Below are 25,184 nucleotides of genomic sequence, written 5' to 3' on the forward strand. Positions count from 1 at the left end.
TCACCGTGACACTTTGCGGTGCGGGTGACACTTCGGAAGTGTCACCCGCGGCGCAAACTGTCACGGTGACAGTTTGAGCCGCGGCGGGTGGCCGTCCGGCTCAGGCGCGCTCGGCCTTGGTGGGCCGGCCCAGCATCGCGTCCATGGTGTCGGTGACGGTCATCCGACCCGCCACGACCTCGTCGACGTACTGCGCCAGCGGGGCGTCCACCCCGTGGCTGGCGGCGAGCTCACGCAGCGAGTGGCACGACTTGGCGCCCTCGGCCACCTGGTGGGTGCCGCCGGTGATCTCCTCGACGCTCAGCCCGCGGCCGAGCTTCTCGCCGAACGTGCGGTTACGCGAGAGCGGTGAGGAGCAGGTGGCGACCAGGTCGCCCAGGCCGGCCAGTCCCATCAGCGTCATCGGGTCGGCGCCCATCTTGATCGCCAGGCGGGCGGTCTCGGCCAGCCCGCGGGTGATCACCGAGGCGGTCGAGTTGTCCCCGAAGCCCAGCCCGACGGCCATCCCGACCGCGATCGCGACGACGTTCTTGTACGCGCCGCCCAGCTCGCAGCCGATCACGTCGGTGGAGGTGTAGGGCCGGAACGCCGGGGTGTGGATCAGCCCCTGCAGCCGGGTGGCGACGGTCTCGTCGGCGCAGGCCACCACGGCCGCGGCCGGCTCGCGGCGAGCGATCTCCGGAGAGAGGTTCGGGCCGCTGACCACGGCGATCCGCTCCGGCCCGGCGCCGGTCTCCTGCGCGATCACCTCGCTCATCCGGTTGAGCGTGCCGAGCTCGACGCCCTTCATCAGCGAGACCAGCACCGCGTCCGAGGGCAGGTGTGGGACCCACTGGGTCAGGTTGCCGCGCAGTGCCTGGGAGGGGGTGGCGAGCACCACGACCTCGGCGCCGTACGCCGCCTTCTCGATGTCGTGCGTGGCCGAGATCGCGTCCGGCAGGCGCACCTGCGGGTGGTACTCGGCGTTGGTGCGGGTCTCGTTGATCCCGGCCGCGACCTCCTCGCGACGGGCCCACAGTGTCACCTCGTTGCCCGCGTCGGCGAGCACGATCGAGAACGCCGTACCCCACGAGCCGGCTCCGAGGACTGCGATCTTGCTCATCGCTTGTTCGGGTTCCCGGTGCCGCTGATGCCGTGCGCGCGCGGGTCGAAGCGCTCGGCCGGCGCCTTCTCGCCGCGGATGTCCTCGACCAGGCCGACGATGGCGGCCATGATCCGGTCGGTGGCCTCCTTGACCGTGGCGACGTCGTGGTCCTTGGCGCGCAGGTCGTCCAGCGGCACCGGATCGCCGACCTTCATGGTGATCTTGGTGCGGCCCTTGAGGTTGGGCTTCTTGGAGTACGCCGGCAGCAGGTTCTGCGCGCCCCACTGCCCCACCGGGATGACCGGTGCGCCGGTCTCCAGCGCGATCCGGGCGGCACCGCTCTTGCCGACCATCGGCCAGCCGTCGGGGTCCTTGGTGATGGAGCCCTCGACGTAGACGACGATCAGCTCGCCGTCGTTCACCGCCTTGACGGCCTCCTGGAACGCGCCGGCGCCGGCCCCGCGGTCGACCGGGATCTGGCCCGCGGCGCGCAGGAACCTGGCGAACTGCCGGTTCTTGAACAGGCTCGACTTGGCCAGGTAACGCGAGAGCCGGCCGTAGTCCCAGGTGATGTGGGCGGCGGTGAGCGGGTCGATGTGCGAGACGTGGTTGAGCGCCAGGATGCAGCCGCCGGTCGCCGGGATCTTCTCCGCGCCGATCCACTCGTGTGTCGTGGTCGCCAGCAGGACCGGCTTCACGATCGGGACGACGACCCACCAGGCCCAGCCGCGCTTCTGCTGCAGCTTCCGGTACTTACCCACGAGGAAGGAGGCTACCGGTACCTGCGACGATTCTTCGCGATGTCCTTCGTCGTACTTCTCCCGGTCAAGCCGCCCGCGCGCGGCAAGTCCCGGCTCGACCTCGCCCCCGGGGCCCGCACCGCGCTGGCCACGGCGTTCGCGCTCGACACCGCCGCCGCCTGCCTCGCCACACCCTCGGTGACAGCGGTGCTGGTGGTGACCGACGACGCGCTGTTCGCCCGAGCGGTCGGAGGACTGGGCTGCTCGGCGATCCCCGACGGCGTCACCGACGACCTCAACGGCTCCCTGCGGCTCGCCGCCGCCGAGGCGGTACGGCGCTGGCCGGGCGCCCGGCCGGTCGCGCTGTGCGGCGACCTGCCCGCGCTGCGGCCGGCCGACCTGGAGGCGGCGCTGGCGGCGGTGAACGGGTCGCCCGCGGCGTTCGTGACGGATGCCGCGGGCACCGGCACGACGCTCTACTCGGCCGCGACCGACTTCTCACCGCGCTACGGACCCGACTCGGCCGCGCTGCACGCCGACGCCGGCGCGACGCCGGTGCCGGGCGAGCTCGTCTCGCTGCGACACGACGTGGACACCCTGGCCGACCTGAGGGACGTGGTCCCGTTGGGACTGGGCCCCCGCACCACCCTGGCCGCGGGGCAGCTGGGGCTGCTGGCCTGAGTGGAGCGGCTTGCATGTTCGTCGAGGTATGCAGGGCGAGCAGGCACATCCCCGGTGAACTCCACGCGGAAAGCGGCGGTTGGTCTGCCTACCTCGATGAACCAGAACGTACGCCGGGCGGGCCACCCCGGGTGTGGACGGCCCGCCCGTCGCTCAGGACTCCGAGGAGGGCGGGGTGCTCTCCGCCGGCGGCGTAACCGGGGTGGTCGGTGTCGCCTTCTTCGTGGCGGCTGACTTGCTCGTGGCCGTCTTCTTGGCCGGGGCCTTCTTCGCGGCGGTCTTGCTCGTTGCGGTCTTGCTCGTTGCGGTCTTGCTCGTCGCCGTCGTCGTAGCCGTCTTCTTGGCCGGAGTCTTCTTGGCCGGGGCCTTCTTGGCCGCGGCCTTCTTCGTCGCGGTCGTCGCAGTGGTCCTCTTAGCCGCGGTCTTCTTCGCAGGCGCCTTCGTGGCCGCACCGCCGGAGGCGGCGGGTGTCGCCTTCTTCGCCGGGCTCCCGGCCGAAGCGGGCGCTGCCTTCTCGGCCGGGCTGGCGGAGGTGGTCGCCGGCGTCGCCTTCTTCGCCGGGCTCCCCGAGGCGGCGGGCGCGGCCTTCTCGGCCGGAGTCGCCGGGGCGGCCGGAGTCGTCGGGGCGGCCGGAGTCGTCGCCGTCGCCGGGGCAGCGCTCGGCGTCTTCCGCGCCGGCGCCTTGGGCAGCTTCGGCAGCTTGATGGCACCGGAGACCACCCCGCTGAGCTCCTTGGCGGCGCTGAACTGCGGTACGAACGAGCGCTTCTTGGTGCCCTTCTTGGCCGCCGCCTTCTTCGGCAGCACCTTCTCGAAGGTGCCGAAGCCCTTGATCACGACCTTCTCACCGCGAGCGACCTCGCGGGTGATGGTGTCGATCACCGCGTCGAGCGCGTCGGCGGCAGCCTTCTTGTTCCCTTCGAATCGCGCAGCGAGCGCGTCGATCAGCTGAGACCTCTTCACGATCAACCTTTCGCGACAACAGGCCGAGCCGGGTCGCCCGACGTTCTCCTTGCACCCTAGAGACAGCGACGCCCGGGCACCATGCGGGAGCTCCCGATTTCACGGTCAGATGCGCCACAGCCCGACAGCGCCGAATCTCCTGCCGACACGACCCAACCCTGCGAGGCTCGGGTGACGTCATGGAGGCGAGAGGTGGTGCGATGGAGTTCGAGGAGTACGCCGGCACGCGTTGGCCGGTGCTCTTCCGCACCGCCCTACTGCTCACCGGCGACGAGGCCGAGGCCGACGACCTCGCCCAGGCGACACTGGTCAAGGCGTACGCGGCCTGGTCGCGGGTGCGACGGGCCGACTCCCCCGACGCCTACGTGCGCCGGATGCTGATGAACGAGTTCGTCAGCGACCGCCGTCGTGCCGCCCGGCGCCGCACTCGGCTGCCTCTCGCCGTACCCGAACCACCCGCCGACGACCCGAGCCAGCGGCTGGACCTGTGGGCGAACGTGCTGATGCTCCCGCCACGGCAGCGCGCCGTGTTGGTGCTGCGGTTCTACGAAGACCTCACCGAAGCCGAGACGGCACGTGTGCTGGGCGTCTCCGTCGGCACGGTGAAGTCGCAGGCCCACGATGCGCTCCGCGCCCTCCGCACCCGCCTCGAGGAGGTGCCGTCATGACCGACCAGCTCGCACGCGATCTCGCCGATCTCTTCCAATCCACCGCCGATGGCGCGGACACCCCGCACCTCGCTCTGGACGACGTGGTCGCCCGCGGCCGGGCGCTTCGGGAGGTACGGCGTCGCCGGGCCGCACTCTGGACCGCCGTCGCCGCCGCCGCCGCGGTCGTGGCGGTGTGCCTCCCGGTGGCACTCGTCGGCCAGGGCGGCCACCACCGCCCCGTCCCGGCTCATCGCACCTCGGCGCCGTCGCCGAGCATCCCCGCGAGCCAGCCGCCCATACTGGCCTACCTCGACCACGGCACACTCCACGCGGGCGGCCTGACCATGCCGACGGGCGGGAACCGGATCCTCAGCCGCGGCGGCACGACCTACGTGACCACCTCGAAGAAGGATCCCTGGTCCTGGTCGCATCTGGTCGACGGCCGGTTGAAGCCGGTCGGCCCGTCACACTCCGACGCACAACCCTGGACCGGCTGGCAGGCCATGGAGCTCTCCCCGGATGGCAGTCTGCTCGCGGTGGTCACCAACCCCACCCAGAACAGCACGCGGGTCACGGCCTACCGCACCACCGACGACACTGAGATCGACCACGTCGACCTTGCTCTGCCGTTCTCGAACTGGACCGGTGGCGGCAACTCGCTCAGCCTACTCGGGGTCGACGGTCAGGACCGGATCTACTGGGCCCAGGAGCCCGCCGACTTCGCCGGCCCGGAGACCGACTGGGTGTGGCATCCCAGCTCCGGCGCTCCTGCGCAGCTCGGCGAGCCGTTCGCCAGCCAGCCCTACGGGATGTTCACGGTCACGCCGGCCGGCCCGCTCGTCGACAACGAGATCCTCGGCGAAGCCGACGACGACACCTGGCATGACGTGACCCGGTTCGCGGATCCCGGCAACGACGACAGCAGCGGCACCGTGTGGTCTCCCTCCGGCGCCGTCTATGCGCGGGGCCCGGATGCGCCCGCTCTCATCTCGACGGCCACCGGCGCGGAGGTGGAGCCGAGGCTTCCCGCGCGGCTGCACAGCTGGATCGGGTTCGAGTCCGACACCGACGTGCTCGGCGTCGTCGGCACGAGTCAGGAGGCCGAGCTGGTCCGCTGCAACGTGAGCACCGGCGGCTGCGCCACGGTCGAGAAGCTCCCCGCCGGATGGAGATCGTGGCAGTGGGCGACGAACGGGCCGGCCGCCTCCGCTGCTGCTCCGACCGGCAACCCGACGGCGGGCGTCCCGACATCCGCGCCGCTGGTCCCCTACGTCCGCGACGGCGTCCTCCACCTGGACGGTCGGTCGATCGGCAACGATCTCACCCGAGCCGTTGCCAGCGGCGGGACCGTGCTGGCACTGCGCCTGACCGAGCTGGGAGCCAAGGCGAACGGCGCCAACACGACGACCGTGAGCCTGGTGGAGGGTGGCCGGCTGGTGCCCATCCCGGCCTTGACCTCGATCGGACTCTCCAATCACGAGTCCTCCTATGCCCCGTACCTCTCCCCCGACGGCGCGGTGGCGGTCGCGATGAGCTGGCGCCATCAGACCACGCTGCGGATGACCGCCTGGTCGGTGTCACAGCATCGAGTGCTGGGCACCATCGACCTACGCGACACGATGATCGCTCCCGAGGACATCGCCGGGATCGAGCGGGACGGCACCGTCATCTACTTCGACTCCGATGCCCAGCACGGCTACGCATGGCTGCCGGGGCACGCTCCGCGACGGCTCGACGCCACGACGTCGGCCGCGATCAAGCAGGGGTCGGTCGTGGTCGGCGACTCGGGCATCAGCGTCCTCAAGGGCGTCTCCCTCCTCGCCGGACTGTCACCGGGCGGCTCGGCGGCCCTCACGCTCGACAACGACGGCACGGCCTCGGTGCTGGACCTGCACACCGGACGCGCGGTCGCGCTCCACCTGCCACAGCACGTTTATGACCCGATCGGGTTCGAGTCCGCGAAGGCCGTCCTCGTCAGCGCCGGCGACGAGGACGGCGGCCCGCTCTTCCGCTGCGACACGACCAGCGGTGCCTGCGCACAGATCTGGTCCGACACCCGGGGCATCGCGTTTCCGCGACTCCGTGGCGGCTGGTGACGGAGGTCATCAGCCTTGCGTCCCTGACCGACGGCGTGCGCGCCGAGGCCGAGTGGACGGGCCCGGACACAGACGCGGGGAGTCTTCGCCGTACGACGAAGGCTCCCCGCGTCCCCAGGAGGGCTCAGAGGCTCAGAGGGTGGCCGGCTTCCAGCTCGGCCGGGTGCTCTCGAACGCGGCGATGTCGGCCTCGTGGCGCAGGGTGAGGCTGATGTCGTCGAAGCCGTTGAGCAGCCGCCACTTGGTGTACTCGTCGATGTCGAACGAGTCGGTCACCGAGCCGTCGGCGGTGGAGACGGTCTGCGCCTCCAAGTCGACGGTGATCTGGCCGCCCGGGTTGTCCTCGAGGTAATCCCACAGCTTCTGGACGACCTTCTCGTCGACGAGGGCCGTCAGCAGGCCGGCCTTGCCCGAGTTGCCGCGGAAGATGTCACCGAAGCGGCTGGAGATGACCACCTTGAAGCCGTAGTTCTGCAGCGCCCACACGGCGTGCTCACGCGAGGAGCCGGTGCCGAAGTCGGGGCCGGCGACCAGCACGGTGCCGGCCCGGTAGGCGTCCTGGTTGAGCACGAACTCCGGGTCACCGCGCCAGGCGGCGAACAGGCCGTCCTCGAAGCCGGACCGGGTGACCCGCTTGAGGTAGACGGCCGGGATGATCTGGTCGGTGTCGACGTTGCTGCGCTTGAGCGGGACGCCGACGCCGGTGTGAGTGGTGAACTTGTCCATCGTCGTACTCCTGATCAGGCGTTGGCCGGCTCGAGGTCGGCCGGGGCGGAGAGGGTGCCGCGAACGGCGGTGGCGGCGGCTACCGGCACCGAGACCAGGTGGGTGCGGCCGCCCTTGCCCTGGCGCCCCTCGAAGTTGCGGTTGGAGGTGGAGGCGGAGCGCTCGCCCGGCTGCAGCGTGTCGGGGTTCATGCCCAGACACATCGAGCAGCCCGCCCCGCGCCACTCGGCACCGGCCTCGATGAAGATCTTGTCCAGACCCTCCTCCTGTGCCTGCTGGCGCACCTTGACCGAGCCGGGTACGACGAGCAGCCGGGTGCCGTCGGCGACCTTGTGACCCTTGATGGTCTCGGCGGCCAGCCGCAGGTCCTCGATTCGGCCGTTGGTGCAGGAGCCGATGAAGACGGTGTCGACCTTGACCTCGCGCAGCGGCGTGCCGGCCTCCAGGCCCATGTAGGCCAGCGCCTTCTCCGCGGCGACCCGGTCCTGCTCGTCGGCGAAGTCGGCCGGGTCGGGGATCGACGCGCCCAGCGGGGCGCCCTGGCCCGGGTTGGTGCCCCAGGTGACGAACGGGGTGACCTCGGCGGCGTCGAGGACGATCTCCTTGTCGAAGACCGCGTCCTCGTCGGTGACCAGGGTCTTCCAGTGGGCGACGGCGGCATCCCACTCGGCGCCCTTCGGCGCCTCCGGGCGGCCCTCGATGTAGTCGAACGTGGTCTGGTCGGGGGCGATCAGACCCGCCTTGGCGCCCCACTCGATCGACATGTTGCAGATCGTCATCCGGGCCTCCATGGAGAGCTCCCGGATGGCCTGGCCGCGGTACTCCACGATGTAGCCCTGGCCACCGCCGGTGCCGGTCTTGGAGATCAGCGTCAGGATCAGGTCCTTCGCGGTGACCCCGGCCGGCAGCGAGCCGTTGACGGTGACGGCCATCGTCTTCGGCTTCGCCTGGGGCAGCGTCTGAGTGGCGAGCACGTGCTCGACCTCCGACGTACCGATGCCGAACGCGATCGCGCCGAACGCACCGTGGGTAGACGTGTGCGAGTCGCCGCACACGATCGTCATGCCGGGCTGGGTCAGGCCCAGCTGCGGGCCGACGACGTGCACGATGCCCTGGTTCTCGTCACCGAGCGGATGCAGGCGCACGCCGAACTCGGCGGCGTTCTTGCGCAGCGTCTCGACCTGGGTCTTGCTGACCGGGTCGGCGATCGGCTTGTCCCAGTCCAGGGTCGGGACGTTGTGGTCCTCGGTCGCCAGGGTGAGGTCGGGGCGGCGGACCTTGCGGCCCGACAGGCGGAGCCCGTCGAAGGCCTGCGGGCTGGTCACCTCGTGAATGAGGTGGAGGTCGATGTAGAGGAGATCCGGCTCCCCCGGGGTCGACCGGACGACATGCTCGTCCCACACCTTCTCCGACAGTGTCCTGCCCATCACAACTCCCTGCTTCTCCTGTACGACGGTCGTCCTCGACCGACTCCGACACGGTAGGCCGGAGAGCGCTTGCGGTTCCAGTTTGTGAGACGTTAGTCTTGCTATATGGACACCTCAAGCGGAGTGGGCGTGCTGGACAAGGCCGCCCTGGTGCTGACCGCCCTCGAGTCCGGACCGGCCACGCTGGCCGGCCTGGTCGCGGGCACCGGCCTGGCCCGGCCGACCGCGCACCGCCTGGCGGTAGCGCTGGAGCACCACCGGCTGGTGGCCCGCGACATGCAGGGCCGATTCGTGCTCGGCCCGCGCCTGGCCGAGCTGTCCGCCGCGGCCGGCGAGGACCGGCTGCTCGCCACCGCCGGGCCGGTGCTGGCCCGGCTGCGCGACATCACCGGCGAGTCCGCCCAGCTGTGGCGTCGGCAGGGTGACTTCCGCGTCTGCGTGGCCGCCGCCGAGCGACCCTCCGGGCTGCGCGACACCATCCCGGTCGGGTCCCAGCTCACCATGCGGGCCGGCTCCGCGGCCCAGGTGCTGCTGGCCTGGGAGGACCCCGAGCGAATGCACCGCGGCCTGCAGAACGCCGCGTTCTCCGCGGCCGCCCTCTCCGGCATCCGCCGGCGTGGCTGGGCGCAGTCGATCGGCGAACGCGAGGCCGGCGTGGCCTCGGTGAGCGCCCCGGTCCGCTCCCCCGGCGGCAAGATCATCGCCGCGGTCTCGGTCTCCGGGCCGCTGGAGCGGCTGACCCGCCAGCCCGGTCGGATGCACGCCCCGGCCGTGCTCGCCGCCGCCGAGCGACTCTCCGAGTCGCTGCGCCGCGCCGCCGAGTAACCCCTCCCCGCGAAAAGGGGATTTCGCACTCGCGAGTCGGGGATCTTGCCGCCCTTTCGCGGGTGAAAAATCCCCGATTCGGCGGTGCAAGATCCCCTTCTCGACTCTTAGAAGAGGGAGTCGGTCTCCAGGTCGAGCAGCAGCTGCTTGCGCTCGATGCCACCGGCATAGCCGGTCAGCGAGCCGTCGGCGCCGACGACGCGGTGGCACGGGATCACCACCGGGATCGGATTGCGGCCGTTGGCCAGCCCGACCGCGCGGGCACCGTGGCCGGTCAGGCCCAACCGCCCCGCGATCTCGCCGTACGACGCGGTCCGGCCGTAGCCGATCCGGGTCAGCTCCTGCCACACCCTCCGCTGGAACGGCGTCCCCTCCGGGGCGAGCGGCAGGTCGAATTCGGTCCGCTCGCCGGCGAAGTACTCCCGCAGCTGAGCTGCGCAGGTCAGCAGCAGCGGGTCGTCGTCGACGCGCTCGCCGCGCGGGCGGCCGTCGGCGTACCCGAACGGAGTGAAGTCGATCGCCACGATCGCGTCCTCACGCGCCACCAGGCGCAGCGCGCCGACCGGCGAGTCGATCACCGTCCACATCACATGACCTCCAGGTCGAGGGAGTTCCACAAAGAGACCGACGCGTAGGACCGCCAGGGGCGCCAGCCGTCGGGATCCGGCGCGGCCCCGAGCCGGGCGAGCGCCCGCCGCAGGCCCACGTCGGTCGGCAGGAAGACATCCGGGTCGCCGAGCGCGCGCAGCGCGATGTAGTCGGCCGTCCACGGGCCGATGCCCGGCAGTCCCATCAGCGCGTCGCGTACGGCGGAGCGTTCCGCGCCCCTGTCCAGCGCCACCCGGCCGTCGAGCACGGCGGCCGCGAGGCCCGCCAGCGCTCGGCCGCGACCCCGCGGCATCGGCAGCTCCTCGGGATCGACGCCGGCGAGCCGCTCGGGCGAGGGGAAGACGTGGGTGAGGCCCTCGATGCCGGACTCGATCGGCGTGCCGTGTGCGGCGACGAGCCGGCCCAGCACGGTGGCGGCGCCCGCGACGCTGACCTGCTGGCCGACGATCGCCCGGGCCGCCAGCTCCGGGCCGTCGACACAGCCCGGCACCCGCAGGCCCGGTGCCGCCGCGACCAACGGCCCGAGCAGGGCATCGGCGCCGAGCTGGGTGCCCACCGCGAGCGGGTCGCAGTCGGCGTCGAGCAGGCGCCGGGCCCGCTCCACCGCCGCGGCTGTGTCGCGCAGGTCGGTCAGGGTGAACGTCGCCGGCACGAACGCCGTCCCCGAACCGGCCAGGTCGGCGAGCTCCAGCCGCACGACGCCGGGCCCGTGCGGCAGGTCGAGAGTGCGGGCGAACCAGCCGTCGCCCGCGGTCTCCACGCCCGGCACGAGGTGCCCCGCCAGGAAGCGCAGCAGCGCGGCGCCGGCGAACGGCGTGCGCACCGCCAACCGCATCGCGATCGAGCCCGAGGCGGGCGTGCGCGAGCGGGAGCCGCGCAGCTGCGACGGTGTGGCGCCGTACACCTCGCGAATGGTGTCGTTGAACTGGCGGATGCTGGCGAACCCGGCGGCGAACGCGATCTCCGCGAACGGGAGCGCGGTGGTCTCGATCAACACCCGAGCGGTTTGCGCGCGCCGCGCCCGGGCGAGCGCCAAGGGACCCGCGCCGAGCTCGGCCAGCAGCAGCCGGGACAGGTGACGCGGGGTGTAGCCGACCCGGCGGGCGAGCCCCTCGACGCCCTCGCGGTCGACCACGCCGTCGGCGATGAGTCGCATCGCCCGGCCGGCTGCGGTGGCGACGACGTCCCACTCCGGACTGCCCGGCGTGGCATCGGGCAGACAGCGCTTGCAGGCCCGGTAGCCGGCCGCCTGCGCCGCGGCGGCGCTGCGATGGAAGGACACGTTCGCGCGGGCCGGCGTGCGGGCCGGGCAGGAGGGCCGGCAGTAGATGCCGGTGGTCCGCACGGCGGTGTAGAAGACGCCGTCGAAGCGCCGGTCGCGCGAGCTGACCGCGCGGTAGCAGACGTCGACGTCGAGTTCCATGGCTCCATCCTGCCCCACCCCACCGACGGTTTCTGGCGGGAATCGGACACGGCGGCGGCGCCGATCCACGACACGCCGTGAGAGCGCATCCAGCGGTGTTCATGTCACTCTCAGGCGCGTCTGGCAGGATCCGCCCATGACCACCGGTCCGATGGCGCCGCACCATCGTCGCGCCATCGCGACGGTCATCGTGACCACGCTGGTGGCCCTCGCCCTGGCGACCGGCTCCCTGGTGGCCGTCTTCTACAAGCACCTCGACGCCAACCTGAAGACCGGGCAGGCAATCAAGCACCTGGCCAAGAAGAAGCACACCGGCCCCAAAGACCCGCTCAACATCCTGGTGATGGGCATCGACACCCGCAGCGGCGCGGGCAACAAGATCGACAACGAGACCGGCGAGGGCGGCTCGGACACCAACATCCTGCTGCACGTCTCGGCGGACAGGAAGACGGCGTACGGCGTCTCCATCCCGCGCGACACGCTCGTGGACCGGCCGACGTGCACCACGACCAGCGGCAAGACGATCCCGGGCGGCACCGCCCAGATGTGGAACAAGGCCTATGCCCTCGGCGGCCCCGCCTGCACCGCGCGCCAGCTCGAGGCGGTCAGTGGCATCGAGATCGACGGCTATCTGACCGTCGACTTCGAGGGGTTCAAGTCGATGGTGGACGCGATCGACGGCGTCCAGGTCTGTATCCCCAAGCCGGTCAACGACCAGGCGCATGGCATCGTGTTCAAGGCGGGCACCCAGACGCTCAAGGGACAGCAGGCGCTCAACTACGTGCGCGAGCGCTACTCGACCCCCAACGCGGACATCGGCCGGATGAAGCGGCAGCAGGCGTTCATCTCCTCGATGATCAACAAGGTGGTCTCGGCCGGCACCCTGACCCGGCCGGACCGGCTGATCAAGTTCGCCAGCGCGGCCGCCGACTCGCTGACCGCCTCCCCCGGGTTCGACACCGTGCACGACCTGACCAAGCTCGCCGGGCAGCTCAAGCACATCGACCTGACCCACATCCGGTTCGTGACGGTGCCGAGCCAGCCCTACGACGTACCGCGCTCGGATCCGCGCTGGGGCCGGGTCGAGCTGCTCCCCGGAGCCAAGAACCTGTGGAAGCGCATCATCGACGACAAGCCGCTGTCGAAGTCGCTCATCTCCGGCTCCATCTCGGCCGGTGCGCCGCCGGGCTCGACCTCCCCGTCCGGTACGTCGAGCGACACCACCTCCCCCTCGTCGCCGACCGGCTCGACCTCGCCGTCCGGCCAGCCGTCGGACACCCAGGCCGCCCAGGAGGCAGCCGCCAACGGCCTGTGCGCCTGAGGAGTCACTCTCCTGATCTGACGTGCATCCGCTCCCCCTGCGGCCCGAACAGCGCGAGCAGCTCGGCGGGGTGCTCGCCGCGGTTGGCGACGACGTGCGGCGTACGGGTGTCGAACTCGACCACCTCGCCCGGCCCCAGGTCGAGTCGCCGGCCGCCCAGCACGAGATGCACCCGGCCGGAGAGGACGTAGAGCCACTCGTAGCCCTCGTGGCTGCGTGGCTGGTAGGGCTCGGGCGGGTCCTCCGGCGGCACGATCAGCTTGAACGCCTGCAGGCCGCCGGGCCGCCGAGTCAGCGGCACGAACGTCCTCCCGTGCCGCTTGATCGGCCGGATCCGCACCCGCGGGTCGCCGGTCTCGGGCGCGTCCACCAGTTCGTCGAGCGGCACCTGGTAGGCCCGTGCCAGCGGCAGCAGGAGCTCCAGCGTCGGCTTGCGCCGACCGGACTCCAGTCGGGACAGCGTGCTGACCGAGATGCCGGTGCTCGCCGCCACCTCGGCCAGCGTCGCGCCCTGGGCGATCCGCAGCGTCCGCAGCCGCGGGCCGACCGCCTCGAGCACCTGGTCGAATTCCACCATGCTTCCCAGTTTGCCAAAGCAGCAAGAATCTTTGTCGAAACGGGCCACCGTCCCGCACGCTGACGAGCATGGACATCGACGAGTCGTACGACGTGGTCGTGGTGGGCGGCGGCCCGGCCGGGCTCAGTGCCGCGCTGGTGTTGGGACGATCGCTGAGATCGGTGCTGGTCATCGACGCCGGCGAGCCGCGCAACGCCCCCGCCGACCACATGCACAACTACCTGGGCCGGGAGGGGACGCGGCCCACCGAGCTGCTCGCGATCGGCCGCGAGGAGGTGACCCGCTACGGAGTCGAGGTGCGCGTCGGGCGGGTCAGCTCCGCCCGTCGTACCGCCGACGGCTTCACGCTGCTGCTCGAGTCCGGCGGCAGCGTCGCCGCCCGGCGGGTGGTGCTGGCCACCGGCGTGATCGACGTGCTTCCCGAGATTCCCGGCCTGGCGGAACGGTTCGGCCGCGACGTGCTGCACTGCCCCTACTGCCACGGCTGGGAGCTGGCCGGCGAGCCGCTCGGCGTGATCGCCACGGGTCCCGACTGCGTCGAGCGGGCGCTGCTGTTCCGGCAGTGGAGCGAGGATGTGGTGATCCTGCTCAACGGCCAGCCGGAACCCGTGGGTGAGGACGCCGAGCGGCTCGCCGCCCGCGGCATTCGCTGCCTCCCCGGGGAGATCAGCCGGGTGGTCGTCGAGGACGGCACGCTGGCCGGCGTCGAGCTGGCCGGCGGCGAGGTGGTGCGGCGTGCGGCGCTGGTCGTCACGACCGTGCCCATCCTCGACACCACCCTGCTGGACCTCCTGGGCGGGCCGGAGGCCCCCGGGGTGAAAGTCGTCGGCAACGCGGCCGCGCCGTACGGCGGGGTCATCGTCGCGGCCGCCGATGGCATGATGGCCGGCACGATCCTCAACCACGACCTCATCGTCGAGGACACCGACGCGGCCCTCGCCGAGCACCGGAAGCGGGTGGCCTGATGAGCGAGCATCACCATCACGACGAGGACGCGGAGATGTTCGAGCCGGCCAGCTGGGACGAGCGCTACTCCGGCGAGGAGCAGGTCTGGAGCGGCCGCCCCAACGCCCAGTTGGTGACCGAGGCGTCCCGGCTCGCCCCCGGCACCGCGCTCGACGTGGGCTGCGGCGAGGGTGGTGACGTGATCTGGCTCGCCCGGCAGGGTTGGCGGGTGACCGGTGCCGACTTCTCCGCCGCCGGGCTGGCTCGGGCGGCGCGGCACGCCGCCGAGGCCGGCGTCGCCGACCGGGTCGACTGGTGGCAGGTCGACGCCCGCAGGTTCGCCGCCGGCGAGCGGCGCTACGACCTGGTCACCACCCACTTCCTGCACCCGCCGGACGGCGGCATGGTCGACGTCGTCGGTCGCCTCGCCGCGGCGGTCGCTCCCGGGGGCCATCTGCTCGTGGTCGGACACGCCCCCTCGGCGGTGTTCACCCAGCTCTCGGCCAGCAAGCGGCGAGCGATGTTCGAGGCCGCCGATCTGGTCCCGGGGCTGCCGGCGGACTTCGACGTACTCGCCGTCGAGCAGCGCCCCCGCCGGATGACACGCGAGGGCGAGACCTACGACGTCCACGACTCCACGCTGCTCGCCCGCCGGGCGGGCTGATCGCCATTAGCCGGTCAAGCGGGGAGCAACAGCTGACTTGGTCGACCGACACGCTGGCGTGTCACCGGCCAAGTCAACTGTTCTTTTTCCGAGGCCCGGCGCCGGCCTGAGACGCCGAGGGGCCCAGCGCACTGCGCTGGGCCCCTCGGCTGTTGTGGTACCCCCGACCGGATTCGAACCGGCGCTACCGCCGTGAGAGGGCGGCGTGCTAGGCCGCTACACAACGGGGGCTCGCACGATTGTCGGCCTTCCGACCGACGAGCAGAAACCTTAGCGGGAGCCTCGGTTTCGACCCAAATCCTCGGCTTTCAGCCTCGGATTCGCTGGGATACTAGGACTCGAACCTAGAATAACTGAACCAGAATCAGTCGTGTTGCCAATTACACCATATCCCATTGACTTTATCGTCAACGGCCCCTCCGCCGGAGCGGTGGGCGCGATCCAGAAGATTACACGGCCGGTTCGGTGGAGGCGAAATCGCCCCGCCCGGCGGCATCGGCCCCGGTGCGGGTCGCGATCCGACGGCGGCGTGCCGCCCACAGCACCAGCGCGAGGAAGACCAGCGACTGGGTCAGCGTGACCGGGATGTTCCACCAGCTGCCCGAGGAGGCGTTGAGCGTCGAGCTCATGTCGCCGTACACGAGCGCCAGGCCGAAGGCCAGGAAGTTGTTGAGCACGTGCATCGCGATGCCCGCCTCCAGGCCCCCGGTCGCGATCACCAGGACACCCGCCACCAGCCCGAACGCGAACCTGTCGAAGAAGACCGGCACGTCCTGCGCGCCGTGCGCCAGCGCGAACAGGAACGCCGGGATGACCACGGCCGCCCAGCGCGCCCGGAACAGCCCGCCGAAGGCTTGGGTGAGGTAGCCGCGGAACGCGTACTCCTCCCCCGCCGCCTGCAGCGGCGTGAGAAACAGGATCACCAGCAGGAAGTCGCGCATCTGGTGGGTCCAGGGGTTCACCGCGCCGCCGACCTTGGTGTCCGAGGGCCCCTGTGAGGGCAGCAGCGCGGAGACGACCAGGGTCGCGAGCAGGGCGAGTACGGCCAGCCCCAGACACACCCCGAACCAGCGCCACCGGATCCGCGGCCGCACCGAGGCCAGCCAGGCCGGGCGCATCAGGTGGACGTAGCGGGTGACCAGCATCGCGACCGGGATCGCCGCAGCCAGCGACAGGTTGAGGAAGGCCAGGGCGCCCGGCGTCACGTGCTTGGTGTCGGCGATCCGGTCCATCGAGGCGCTCACGTCGGCGCCGCTGACCGCGAAGCCGATCGCGAACGCCGCCTCCAGCAGGAACTGTGCCACCACCAGGGTGAGCAGCATCAGCCCGAAGACGCCCAGCAGCGTCCACAGCCAGCCGTTGCGGCCGGCACGGTGCAGCTGGTGGTAGGCCAGTCCGGCGCGCGGCTCCCCCGACGTGGCGGTCACCCCAGTGCGGCCTGCAGACGCGACAGGCTGCGCTCGCGGCCGAGCAGCTCCAGCGACTCGAACAGCGGCGGACTGACCCGCTTGCCGGTCACCGCGACCCGCACCGGCCCGAACGCCACCCGCGGCTTGAGTCCCATCTCCTCGACCAGGGCCTCCTGCAGGGCGTCATTGATCCGCGCCGCCGACCACGGCTCGACGCGGAGCAGGGCGTCGTACGCCGCCTGGACCACGGCCTGGCCGTCCTCGGTGTCGACCACCTTCTCCTTGTCGGCGGGGTCGACCACGAAGTCCTGCTCGGGGACGAACAGGAAGCGGAGCAGGTCACCGACCTCGGTCAGCTTGTTGACCCGCTCGGCGACGAACGGCATCGCCAGCTCCAGCAACTGCTGGTCGGCCGGCGAGACCGGGTCGGTGAGCACGCCGTCGCGCTTGAGGTAGGGCAGCGCGCGCCGGGTGATCTCCTCGGTGGAGAGCCGGTGCATGTGGGAGGCGTTGATCGCCTCGCACTTCTTGAGGTCGAAGCGGGCCGGGTTGGGGTTGACGTCGCGGATGTCGAACGCGTCGACCATCTCCTCCAGGGAGAAGACGTCGCGGTCGGCGGCGATCGCCCAGCCCAGCAGCGCCAGATAGTTGAGCAGGCCCTCGGGCAGGAAGCCCTGGTCGCGGTAGGCCAAGGCGTGCGCCTCGGGGTCGCGCTTGGAGAGCTTCTTGTTGCCCTCGCCCATGACGTAGGGCAGGTGGCCGAACTCGGGCGTGAACTCGGCGATCCCGATGTCCTGCAGCGCGGCGTAGAGCGCGATCTGCCGCGGGGTGGAGGAGAGCAGGTCCTCGCCGCGCAGGACGTGGGTGATCTTCATGTACGCGTCGTCGACCGGGTTGACCAGCGTGTAGAGCGGGTCGCCGTTGGCGCGGGCGAGCGCGTAGTCGGGCACGAACTTCGTCTCGAAGGTGACCTCGCCGCGGACCAGGTCGTTCCAGGTGATCGAGCCGTCCGGCATCCGCAGCCGTGGCACGCTGGGGCGGCCCTCGGCGTTGTACGCCGCGATGGTCTCGGCGTCGAGGTTGCGGCAGAAGCCGTCGTAGCCCATCACCTTGGAGCCGGACGCCTTGCGGCGCGCCTCGACCTCGTCGTTGGTGCAGAAACACGGGTAGGCGTGGCCGGCCTCGAGCAGCCTGGCGAGGGCGTCGGCGTACAGCTCGCCACGCTCGGACTGGAAGTACGGCCCGTAGGGCCCGCCCACGCCCGGGCCCTCGTCCCAGTCCAGGCCCAGCCAGCGCATCAGGTCGATGATCGCGTCCAGGCTCTCCCTGGTGGAGCGCTCCTTGTCGGTGTCCTCGATCCGGAAGACGAAGGTGCCGCCGTGATGACGGGCGAAGGCCCAGTTGAACAGCGCCGTGCGGATCATCCCGACATGCGGGCTGCCGGTCGGGCTGGGGGCCATGCGGACGCGGACGTTCACTTCTTCACTCCACTCACTTCTGGGCAACCGTGTTCGTGAGCGCGCCGAGGCGCTCGATCGCGACTTCCACTTCCTGGCCGGGCTGCATCGGCCCGACGCCGGCCGGCGTACCGGTGAGGATGACGTCACCGGGCAACAGCGTCATCGCCGCGGTGACGTGCGCGATGATCGCGGGTACGTCGAAGATCAGGTCCCGGGTGTTGCCGTCCTGCTTGACGTCGCCCTCCAGGAACGTCTGGACCCGCAGCCCCTGCTTGACGTCGTCCAGCGTCAGCTCCGTCTCGATCCAGGGGCCGAGCGGGCAGAACGTGTCGAAGCCCTTCGCCCGGCTCCACTGCCCGTCGCTGACCTGCAGGTCGCGCGCCGAGACGTCGTTGGCGACGGTCCAGCCGTAGATCACGTCGGCGGCGCGCTCGACCGGCACGTCCTTGCAGATCCGGCCGATGACGATCGCCAGTTCGCCCTCGAAGTGCACGTTCTGGCTCTGCGGCGGGTAGACGATCGCGTCGCCGGGGCCGATCACCGACGTGTTCGGCTTGAGGAAGAACAGCGGCTCGGCGGGCGCGTCGCCGCCGGTGACGCCCTTCATCTCCGCGACGTGGTCGGCGTAGTTCTTGCCGATGGCCACCACCTTGCTGCGTGGGATCACCGGCGCGAGCAGCCGCACGTCGGCCAGCCGATGACGCTGGTCGAGCGGGTTGATGCCGGCATAGATCGGGTCGCCGGCCAGGGCGACGATCTCCGCGTCGGGGTCGGGTTGGCCGTACTCGTCGAGGTCGCCGGTGACGATGCCGAAGAGAGGCTCGTCGCCGGCGCTGAATCGGGCGATGCGCACCCACCGAGCCTATCGGGCCGGCGACGCCCCGGCCGAAGCGAGACCTTCTGCTGTACTGGGGGCGCCATGTCCCGCCTCTCCCCGACCCTCGCCCTCGCCGTCGTCGCGGCCGTGCTCTACAACGCCTGGCTGCTCGGCTTCGTGCTGGATCCGGACGGGCTGCACGGCAGCTACGTGAGCGTGCTGGAGGCCCCGGGGCACCCCCACGCCGAGGTATTCGTCGTCTGCGACATCGTGGCCGGGGCCGCCGCCGTACTCGCCGGGCTGTTGCTGCGCCGGCAGGGGGAGCCGGCCGGCGACGGCTTCGTGGTCTTCGGCGTCGGCAACATCCTGGAGGCGACCATCCCGATCTCCGCGCGCTGCGCCGCCAGCGTCGCCGCGTGCGGCACCGGGCTCGGGCAGGTGCTGGCGCCGCACGACGTCGCCAGCCTGGTCTCGGTGCTGGGGCTGGCGCTCGCGCTGCTCGCGGTCCGCCGCGCCCCGAGGATGCGGGCGGTGATCGGGATCTGGGTGGCGGCGGCGCTGTTCATGGTCTTCTCGGTGGTCGCCGACGATCTCGTCATCGCCGCCCAGGCGGTCTTCCTGGGCGCCTGCGGCCTGGCGCTGGTGGCGGTGCCGCTGGCCGTGCCGTTGGCCGTACGACGGGCATGCTGACCTACCCTGCTCCGGTGCAGGAGCTGAACCGGGCGCAGTGGGAGTCGCGCGCTCGGGCGCATCGCGAGCGCCTGCTCCCCTACGTCGAGCCGCACCTGGCACGGCGCGGAGCGCGGGTCAAGCACCCGGTGCACGACTTTCTCTTCACCTACTACAGCCAGCGCCCGGCCCAGCTGCTGCGCTGGCACCCCGGCTTCGGCGTGCGCCTGCTGGACGCGCCGGAGTACGACGGCCTCAAGGGCTACCGCGACGGCGCCGTCACCACCGCCCATGCCGCGTCGCAGCGGGTGCTGGTCGAGACGCTGCTGCGGCTGCTGCGTGCGACGGCCGGCCGGGCCGCCAACTTCGGCTGCTTCGGCCTGCACGAGTGGGCGATGGTCTACCGGGCCGACCAGACCCGGCACGACTGGCCGCTGCGGCTCGGACCGGCCGGCACCGACACGGTGGTGGAGTCGCACCGGATCCGGTGCTCGCACTTCGACGCCTACCGCTTCTTCACGCCCGCAGCAGTGGGCCTCAACGCGCTGCGCCCCGGCCGCGACGACCGCGCCGACTTCGAGCAGCCCGCCTGTCTCCACGCCGGGATGGACCTCTACAAGCACGCCTTCCGGCTCTCCCCACTGGTCTCCTCCGACCTGGTCGCGGACTGCTTCGAGCTGGCCTGGGACATCCGCGTCCTCGACATGCGCGCCGCTCCCTACGACCTGCGTGACCTCGGCCTGGAGCCGGTCAGGATCGAGACGCCGGAGGGCAAGCAGGAGTACGCCGCCGCGCAGCGGTCCTTCGCCGACCGAGCCGCCCCGCTGCGCCAGCGGCTGACCGGGGAGTGCGAGCGGCTGCTCGCGGCCGCCCGCGGGGGTAGTTCGGGGAGAAACGGTCGATTTACCAGCGAGTAATAGACCGTTTCTCCCCGAACTACCCCGACAGCCGGCCCGTCAGGCGCCTGTTGGCCCCAACTGCCGAGCCGCGCGGACGACCTGGATCCCGGCGATGACGATGCCGAGGCCGGTGCCGAAGTCGTCACTCTCGCGGGGGTCGTCGTCGATCGCACCGGCGGCAGCGGCCTGCAGGTGGGTCTGCTCGTCGACGGCATGCCCGTAGACGAAGTGCAGGAGCGTGCGGGCGGCCTGGGGGGCGAGGCCGCCGACGCCGCCCTCGGCGAGCGCCGCGACCAGCAGCTCGTAGGGCTGGCGGGCGCCGAGCCCGAAGGAGTGCACCGTCGCCACCAGCTCGGCGCCGTCGCGGTAGGCCAGCAGCTGGTCGCGAAGGGTGGCGCAGATCGCGGCGGCACGGTCGGCCCACTCCCCCGTCGCCGGCCAGTTCGCCCGCGCCAACAGTTCGTCGGCGACGGCCGCGAGCAGGGTCTGCTTGTCGGCGAAGTGGTGGTAGAGCGCGCTGGGCCGTACGCCGAGCTCGGCACCGAGCCGCCGCATCGTCAGGTCGGCCAGGCCGTAGTCGTCGAGAACCTCGATCGCCTTGGCGACGACATCGCGACGGTGGTTGCGGTTCATCGCGTCCCAGCCTAACCTGAACATCGTTCACCTGACCACCGTTCAGGTCGGCCGAGACGAGAGAAGAGACGCAGTGAAGAAGAGCACGACCACCGACTTGGCGCTGATCGCCGCCTTCGCCGCGCTGGTCACCGCCTGCGCCCTGCTGCCGGCGGTGGACGTCGCGGGGCCGGTCCCGATCACCCTGCAGACCTTCGGCGTACTCCTCTCCGGCGCGGTCCTCGGCGCCCGTCGCGGCTTCCTCGCCGTGCTGCTCTACCTGGCGATCGGCGCGGCCGGCCTGCCGGTCTACTCCGCCGGCGCCGGCGGGCTGGGCACGTTCTCCGGCCCGACCTCCGGTTACCTGGCGTCCTTCCCGTTCGCGGCCGCCGTGACCGGCCTGATCGTCGGTCTGCTGCCCAGCCGCGCGATCGCCAGGAGCGTCCCGCTGATCTTCGTCGCGGGCATGGTCGGCGTCGTGCTCAACCACGCCGCCGGTATCGCCGGTCTGCACCTGCGCGCCGACCTGTCGTGGCAGGCCTCGTGGAACGTCGACAAGGTGTTCTGGCTCGGCGACACCCTCAAGACCGTCGCGGTGGCGGTGGTCGCCACCGCCGTGCACCGGGCGTTCCCGGGCCTGCTGCGCCGTCGGCCGGTCGCGGTCGCGAAGGCCACCGCCGCCACGACCGCGTGAGCGTCCTCCTCGAGGAGGTCACCGTCCGGGTCCCCGTGGCCGACGGCGACCTCCTCATCCTCGAGCCGACGTCGCTGGAGCTGACCGAGCGGCGAGTCGCCCTGGTCGGCCCCAACGGCGCCGGCAAGTCGACCCTCGCCCGGCTGCTCAACGGGCTCGCGCTCGCCTCCTCCGGGCGGGTCCTGGTCGACGGCCTGGATCCGGCCCACCAGGGCAGGGAGGTACGGCGCAAGGTCGGCTTCACGTTCACCGATCCGGCGGCCCAGCTGGTGATGCCCACCGTGGCCGAGGATGTCGCCCTCTCGCTGCGCCGCACCCATCGCAACAGATCCGAGCGGGAGGCGGCTGCGCTCGGGGTGCTGACCCGCTACGGCCTCGAGCACCTTGCCGAGCGCAGCGTGCACGGGCTCTCCGGCGGCCAGCGACAGCTGCTCGCGCTGGCCGGGGTGCTCGCCACCGAACCCGACATCCTGGTCGCCGACGAGCCGACCACGCTGCTGGACCTGCGCAATGCCCGGATGATCGGCGACCTGCTGCTCGGCCTTCCCCAGCGGCTGGTCCTGGTCACCCATGACCTCGAGCTGGCCGCCCGCTGCGATCGGGCGCTGCTGGTCGACGACGGCCGAGTGGTCGCCGACGGGCCGGCGCAGGACGTGGTCGATCACTACCGGGCCACGACATGAGCATGATCGGCGACTACCGCCCCGGCGCCACGCTGCTGCACCGGCTTCCGGCGGGCGTCAAGCTGCTGGGGATGCTGGTGGCAGCGGTCGCGACGGTGGCCGCCCGCGGCTGGGCCGCTTCGCTGGTCGCACTCGCCGTCGCCGCGGCGTTGCTGGCCTGGTCCGGCGCCGGGCTGCGGGTCACGGTCAAGGCACTGCGAGGGATCGCCCTGGTCGCCGTACTCCTCTTCGCCTGGCAGACCTGGCAACACGGCTGGCCGCGGGCGGTCGAGACGGTGGGCGACATCGTCGCGCTGGTGCTGCTGGCCACGGTCCTGACCGCCACCACCCGGGTGCAGGACATCCTCGACGCGATCACCGCCGGCCTGCGGCCGCTGCGCCGTGTCGGCGTGGACGCGGACCGGGTGGCCCTCGCGTTCGCGCTCACCATCCGGGCGATCCCGGCCACCCTCGAACTCGCCGTCGAGACCCGGCAGGCAGCGCAGGCACGAGGACTGGAGCGATCGCTACGGGCCCGGCTGGTGCCGTTCGTGATCCGGGTGGTCGCGCGCGCCCACGAGACGGGTGCCGCACTTCACGCCCGCGGCGTCGGCGACCAGGACTAGGCTCGGAGACGAGCCTCGGGACGGCACGCTGGGAAACGGAGGACGCGACACCATGGATGTCGTCACCCTGCGCTTGACCCTCGCCGTGGTCTCCGGGGTGCTCCTGGTGCTCTTCTACGTCGCCGCCTACCGTCCCACCCGTGCGCCGTTCTCCGGCTGGTGGACGGTGTCGCTGATGCTCTTCGTGCTCGGCTCGCTGTGCTACCTCGGCAACGGCACCGACGCCCAGGCCGTCCTCAACCCGCTGGGGAACGGCTTCGGCGTCGCCGGGACCGAGGCCGCCTGGTACGGCGCGCGCTCGCTGCACGTCCACGCGCCGCGGTGGCCATGGCTGTTGCCGGCGCCTCTGGTCGCCGTCGCCGCCGGAGCCGTCGACCATCCGGGCAACGACGTCTGGGCCGGCGGCTTCGTCTATCTGCTGCTCATGACCGTCTTCTTCGGCCTGGCCTGCGCCGAGCTCGCGGTGGCCATCCACCGCGACCCCGAGCAGGCCAGCCTGACTCGGGCGCTGGGGATCGTCTCGGGCGTGCTCGCGGCGTTCTACGCCGGCCGCACGCTCACCTTCGAGGCGGGCGGGCCCGACAGCGTCCTGTTCCGCGACGGCTTCGGCAGCGCACCCACCACGCTGCTGCTGATCGTGCTGCTGGTGACCGTCTCCTTCAGCATGTCGTCGCTGAGCACGCAGCAGCGGCTGGGCGACCTGCGCCGCCGGGCGACGTACGACGGCCTCACCGGGCTGCTGCGCGGCCAGGAGTTCCGCGCCCGGGCGCCACGCGAGGTGGCCGCGCTCATCGCCGCCCGCCAGCCGGCGATGCTGGCGATGGCCGACCTCGACCACTTCAAGAAGATCAACGACCAACTCGGCCACGCCGCCGGCGACATGGCGCTGCGGGCGTTCGGCCGGGCCGTCCGCTCGACCCTGGGGCCGGACGCGCTGTGTGGCCGGCTGGGCGGTGAGGAGTTCGCGCTGCTGTTCCCGGCCCGCAACCTGGCGGACGCCGAGCGGATCCTGGCCACGATGACCGCCACGTTCCAGCGCAGCGTCCGGCTCTCCGACGGTCGCATCCCGACCGTCAGCATCGGCCTGGTCCCGATCATGCCCGGTGTCTCGGTCCAGGAGTTGCTCGCCCGTGCGGACAACGCGCTCTACCGTGCCAAGGACGGAGGCCGCTCGCGGGTCGTGCGGGGCTGACTCACCAGCCGGGCGGGTGACGGTCCTGCCACGGTGCCGCCGCCTCCACCTGCGCTGCGAGGGAGAGCAGCAGCTCGTCCTCGGCCGGCCGGGCCGCGAGCATCACCCCCACCGGCAGCCCGGCGGAGGTCTGGTGCAGCGGCAGCGACACCGCCGGCATGCCGGTGACGTTCCAGGCGCTGGTCCAGGGCGTGAACCGTTTCTGCGCCTCGAAGTCGCGGCTGGGGTCCACGTCGTCGCGCAACTCCCCCACCCGCGGCGGTGGTGTGGCCAGGGTCGGGGTGAGCACCGCGTCGTACGGCGCCAGCGTCTGCAGCGCCTGGGCTGCGAACCGCCGCATCGCGCCGATGGCCAGCCCGAACTCAGGACCCGACACGCCCGCGCCCCATGCCCCCAGCCACCGGGTGAGAGGCCGCAGCATCTCCTGCCGGGCCGGCTCCAGCGGCACCACCGAGAGCGCCGTCAACACCGCCCAGCACGTCTCGAACGTCGCCACCGCCTCGCGCGGCAGCGGCAGCGCGATGTCGACCATCTCGTGGCCGAGCGAGTCCAGCAGCCGGGAGGCCTCCTCGTAGGCGGCCACGCAGGCCGGGTCCACCGGCGTGTCCAGCAGCACCGGCTCGACGAATCGCGCGATCCGCAGCCGGCCCGGCGAACGGTCGCAGGCCTCCAGAAACGTCCCCATCGGCCCCGGCGCCCAGAACGGGTCGCCGGTCCGCCGCCCGGCCAGGACGTCGAGGAAGGCCGCCGCATCGCGCACCGTCCGGGCGATGGGGCCCGCCACGGCCAGTCCGATCGGGTCGCCGTACATCGGAGAGCCGGAGACGCGACCGCGCGAGGGCTTGAAGCCGACCAGTCCACAGCACGAGGCCGGGATCCGGATGGAGCCGCCACCATCGCTGCCCTGGGCGACCGGCACCAGCCCGGCGGCCACGGCCGCCGCGGCCCCGCCGCTGGACCCGCCGGCGATCCGGGTGCGGTCCCAGGGCGTGACGGCTGGCGGCGCGACGTCCGGCTCGGTGTAGGCCGGCGAGCCGAACTCGGGGGTGTTGGTCTTGCCGAGCGAGATCATCCCGGCCGCCTCGATCGAGAGCGTGACGTTGTCGGAGACGTCGGGAACGAAGTCGGCGTACGCACGCGACCCGAACATGGTCCGCACCCCGGCGGTCAGGTTGAGGTCCTTGATCGCGGTCGGCACACCCCACAGCGGGCTGGCGCCGACCGGCTCGATCGCCAGCTCGCGGGCACAGGTGGAGATCCGCCCTTCGGCGACGGTCACGAACGCGCCGACGTCATCGAGACGCTCGATCCGGTCCAAGTAGTGCTCGGCCAGCTCACCCGGCGAGACCTCGCACCGCCGCACCAGCTCGCCCTGCTCGAGCGCCGTGAGGTCGTGCAGCTCTGCCATGGGAC

Annotated in this window: 26 protein-coding genes and 2 tRNA genes; 13 read left to right on the forward strand and 15 right to left on the reverse strand. The window is 71.7% G+C overall.

All coding sequences use genetic code 11. The features are described 5' to 3' along the window. Positions 1-100 precede the first annotated feature (100 nt). Positions 101-1,102, reverse strand: a complete 1,002-nt coding sequence (locus tag VHA72_RS01160) for an NAD(P)H-dependent glycerol-3-phosphate dehydrogenase (protein ID WP_325572608.1) — start codon at positions 1,100-1,102, stop codon at positions 101-103. Continuing rightward, on the reverse strand, positions 1,099-1,845 hold the full coding sequence (locus VHA72_RS01165) for a lysophospholipid acyltransferase family protein (protein WP_325572609.1): 747 nt from the start codon (positions 1,843-1,845) through the stop codon (positions 1,099-1,101). The genes VHA72_RS01160 and VHA72_RS01165 overlap by 4 nt, the downstream gene beginning before the upstream one ends. A 39-nt stretch (positions 1,846-1,884) precedes the next feature. On the opposite strand from VHA72_RS01165, the gene cofC reads away from it, so the two are divergent. Continuing rightward, complete coding sequence (gene cofC, locus VHA72_RS01170; RefSeq protein ID WP_325572610.1) at positions 1,885-2,505, forward strand: 2-phospho-L-lactate guanylyltransferase; 621 nt, start codon at positions 1,885-1,887, stop codon at positions 2,503-2,505. A 153-nt stretch (positions 2,506-2,658) separates the two neighbouring features. On the opposite strand, the gene VHA72_RS01175 is transcribed toward cofC, so the two are convergent. Then, on the reverse strand, positions 2,659-3,468 hold the full coding sequence (locus VHA72_RS01175) for an HU family DNA-binding protein (RefSeq protein WP_325572611.1): 810 nt from the start codon (positions 3,466-3,468) through the stop codon (positions 2,659-2,661). Between the two features lie 200 nt (positions 3,469-3,668). Between VHA72_RS01175 and VHA72_RS01180 the strand changes: the two genes are divergently transcribed. Then, entirely contained in the window at positions 3,669-4,136 is a 468-nt protein-coding gene (locus VHA72_RS01180) for a SigE family RNA polymerase sigma factor (protein WP_325572612.1), read from the forward strand. Then, a complete protein-coding gene (locus VHA72_RS01185) occupies positions 4,133-6,214 on the forward strand; it encodes a hypothetical protein (protein ID WP_325572613.1) in 2,082 nt (693 codons plus the stop codon). Before VHA72_RS01180 ends, VHA72_RS01185 begins: the two co-directional genes overlap by 4 nt. 132 nt (positions 6,215-6,346) lie before the next feature. Here the strand turns inward: VHA72_RS01185 and leuD are convergent, their stop codons facing one another. Further along, positions 6,347-6,940 carry a 3-isopropylmalate dehydratase small subunit gene (leuD, locus tag VHA72_RS01190; protein WP_325572614.1) on the reverse strand — a complete coding sequence of 198 codons (594 nt, stop codon included), beginning with the start codon at positions 6,938-6,940 and terminating at the stop codon, positions 6,347-6,349. A 14-nt stretch (positions 6,941-6,954) separates the two neighbouring features. Beyond that, complete coding sequence (leuC, locus tag VHA72_RS01195; protein WP_325572615.1) at positions 6,955-8,367, reverse strand: 3-isopropylmalate dehydratase large subunit; 1,413 nt, start codon at positions 8,365-8,367, stop codon at positions 6,955-6,957. Between the two features lie 105 nt (positions 8,368-8,472). Between leuC and VHA72_RS01200 the strand changes: the two genes are divergently transcribed. Next, positions 8,473-9,192, forward strand: a complete 720-nt coding sequence (locus tag VHA72_RS01200; protein ID WP_325572616.1) for an IclR family transcriptional regulator — start codon at positions 8,473-8,475, stop codon at positions 9,190-9,192. 107 nt (positions 9,193-9,299) lie between these two features. Here the strand turns inward: VHA72_RS01200 and VHA72_RS01205 are convergent, their stop codons facing one another. Together VHA72_RS01205 and VHA72_RS01210 are read right to left on the reverse strand one after the other, a co-directional pair. Then, on the reverse strand, positions 9,300-9,779 hold the full coding sequence (locus tag VHA72_RS01205) for a methylated-DNA--[protein]-cysteine S-methyltransferase (RefSeq protein ID WP_325572617.1): 480 nt from the start codon (positions 9,777-9,779) through the stop codon (positions 9,300-9,302). Further along, entirely contained in the window at positions 9,779-11,224 is a 1,446-nt protein-coding gene (locus VHA72_RS01210) for a DNA-3-methyladenine glycosylase 2 family protein (protein ID WP_325572618.1), read from the reverse strand. Before VHA72_RS01210 ends, VHA72_RS01205 begins: the two co-directional genes overlap by 1 nt. A gap of 136 nt (positions 11,225-11,360) precedes the next feature. Between VHA72_RS01210 and VHA72_RS01215 the strand changes: the two genes are divergently transcribed. Beyond that, positions 11,361-12,545, forward strand: coding sequence for an LCP family protein (locus VHA72_RS01215; RefSeq protein WP_325572619.1), 1,185 nt, complete (start codon positions 11,361-11,363; stop codon positions 12,543-12,545). 4 nt (positions 12,546-12,549) lie between these two features. On the opposite strand, the gene VHA72_RS01220 is transcribed toward VHA72_RS01215, so the two are convergent. After that, complete coding sequence (locus tag VHA72_RS01220; RefSeq protein WP_325572620.1) at positions 12,550-13,122, reverse strand: helix-turn-helix domain-containing protein; 573 nt, start codon at positions 13,120-13,122, stop codon at positions 12,550-12,552. Positions 13,123-13,190: 68 nt separating this feature from the next. On the opposite strand from VHA72_RS01220, the gene VHA72_RS01225 reads away from it, so the two are divergent. Together VHA72_RS01225 and VHA72_RS01230 are read left to right on the forward strand one after the other, a co-directional pair. Further along, on the forward strand, positions 13,191-14,087 hold the full coding sequence (locus VHA72_RS01225; RefSeq protein ID WP_325572621.1) for an NAD(P)/FAD-dependent oxidoreductase: 897 nt from the start codon (positions 13,191-13,193) through the stop codon (positions 14,085-14,087). Further along, positions 14,087-14,731, forward strand: coding sequence for a class I SAM-dependent methyltransferase (locus VHA72_RS01230; RefSeq protein ID WP_325572622.1), 645 nt, complete (start codon positions 14,087-14,089; stop codon positions 14,729-14,731). Before VHA72_RS01225 ends, VHA72_RS01230 begins: the two co-directional genes overlap by 1 nt. Positions 14,732-14,886: 155 nt before the next feature. On the opposite strand, the gene VHA72_RS01235 is transcribed toward VHA72_RS01230, so the two are convergent. From VHA72_RS01235 to VHA72_RS01255, 5 genes are all read right to left on the reverse strand, one after another. Further along, positions 14,887-14,962 (reverse strand) — tRNA-Glu (locus VHA72_RS01235). A 92-nt stretch (positions 14,963-15,054) separates the two neighbouring features. Then, positions 15,055-15,126: transfer RNA gene (locus VHA72_RS01240), tRNA-Gln, on the reverse strand. Positions 15,127-15,180: 54 nt separating this feature from the next. Beyond that, entirely contained in the window at positions 15,181-16,158 is a 978-nt protein-coding gene (locus tag VHA72_RS01245; protein WP_325572623.1) for a CPBP family intramembrane glutamic endopeptidase, read from the reverse strand. Next, positions 16,155-17,618, reverse strand: a complete 1,464-nt coding sequence (gltX, locus tag VHA72_RS01250) for a glutamate--tRNA ligase (RefSeq protein WP_414689735.1) — start codon at positions 17,616-17,618, stop codon at positions 16,155-16,157. Before gltX ends, VHA72_RS01245 begins: the two co-directional genes overlap by 4 nt. A 13-nt stretch (positions 17,619-17,631) precedes the next feature. Beyond that, positions 17,632-18,453: a fumarylacetoacetate hydrolase family protein gene (locus VHA72_RS01255; protein ID WP_325572624.1), complete on the reverse strand. Its 822-nt coding sequence runs from the start codon at positions 18,451-18,453 to the stop codon at positions 17,632-17,634. Between the two features lie 66 nt (positions 18,454-18,519). On the opposite strand from VHA72_RS01255, the gene VHA72_RS01260 reads away from it, so the two are divergent. Next, entirely contained in the window at positions 18,520-19,107 is a 588-nt protein-coding gene (locus VHA72_RS01260; RefSeq protein ID WP_325572625.1) for a DUF998 domain-containing protein, read from the forward strand. 14 nt (positions 19,108-19,121) lie between these two features. Then, positions 19,122-20,003: a 3-methyladenine DNA glycosylase gene (locus VHA72_RS01265; RefSeq protein WP_325572626.1), complete on the forward strand. Its 882-nt coding sequence runs from the start codon at positions 19,122-19,124 to the stop codon at positions 20,001-20,003. Between the two features lie 39 nt (positions 20,004-20,042). On the opposite strand, the gene VHA72_RS01270 is transcribed toward VHA72_RS01265, so the two are convergent. Further along, on the reverse strand, positions 20,043-20,618 hold the full coding sequence (locus VHA72_RS01270) for a TetR/AcrR family transcriptional regulator C-terminal domain-containing protein (RefSeq protein ID WP_325572627.1): 576 nt from the start codon (positions 20,616-20,618) through the stop codon (positions 20,043-20,045). Between the two features lie 73 nt (positions 20,619-20,691). On the opposite strand from VHA72_RS01270, the gene VHA72_RS01275 reads away from it, so the two are divergent. From VHA72_RS01275 to VHA72_RS01290, 4 genes are read left to right on the forward strand one after another with little or no spacing between them, the layout of a single operon-like run. Further along, positions 20,692-21,291 (forward strand): biotin transporter BioY, encoded by a 600-nt coding sequence (locus tag VHA72_RS01275; RefSeq protein ID WP_325572628.1) that lies wholly within the window; start codon positions 20,692-20,694, stop codon positions 21,289-21,291. Further along, positions 21,288-21,974, forward strand: a complete 687-nt coding sequence (locus tag VHA72_RS01280) for an energy-coupling factor ABC transporter ATP-binding protein (RefSeq protein WP_325572629.1) — start codon at positions 21,288-21,290, stop codon at positions 21,972-21,974. The genes VHA72_RS01275 and VHA72_RS01280 overlap by 4 nt, the downstream gene beginning before the upstream one ends. Next, entirely contained in the window at positions 21,971-22,579 is a 609-nt protein-coding gene (locus VHA72_RS01285; protein ID WP_325572630.1) for an energy-coupling factor transporter transmembrane component T family protein, read from the forward strand. Before VHA72_RS01280 ends, VHA72_RS01285 begins: the two co-directional genes overlap by 4 nt. 52 nt (positions 22,580-22,631) lie before the next feature. Beyond that, positions 22,632-23,771 carry a GGDEF domain-containing protein gene (locus tag VHA72_RS01290; protein WP_325572631.1) on the forward strand — a complete coding sequence of 380 codons (1,140 nt, stop codon included), beginning with the start codon at positions 22,632-22,634 and terminating at the stop codon, positions 23,769-23,771. A 1-nt stretch (position 23,772) separates the two neighbouring features. Here VHA72_RS01290 and VHA72_RS01295 read toward each other — a convergent pair whose 3' ends face one another. Next, positions 23,773-25,179, reverse strand: a complete 1,407-nt coding sequence (locus tag VHA72_RS01295) for an amidase (protein WP_325572632.1) — start codon at positions 25,177-25,179, stop codon at positions 23,773-23,775. Positions 25,180-25,184: the final 5 nt, after the last annotated feature.

It is taken from the genome of Nocardioides sp. (assembly GCF_035547795.1).
In the GTDB taxonomy this organism is placed as follows: Bacteria; Actinomycetota; Actinomycetes; order Propionibacteriales; family Nocardioidaceae; genus Nocardioides.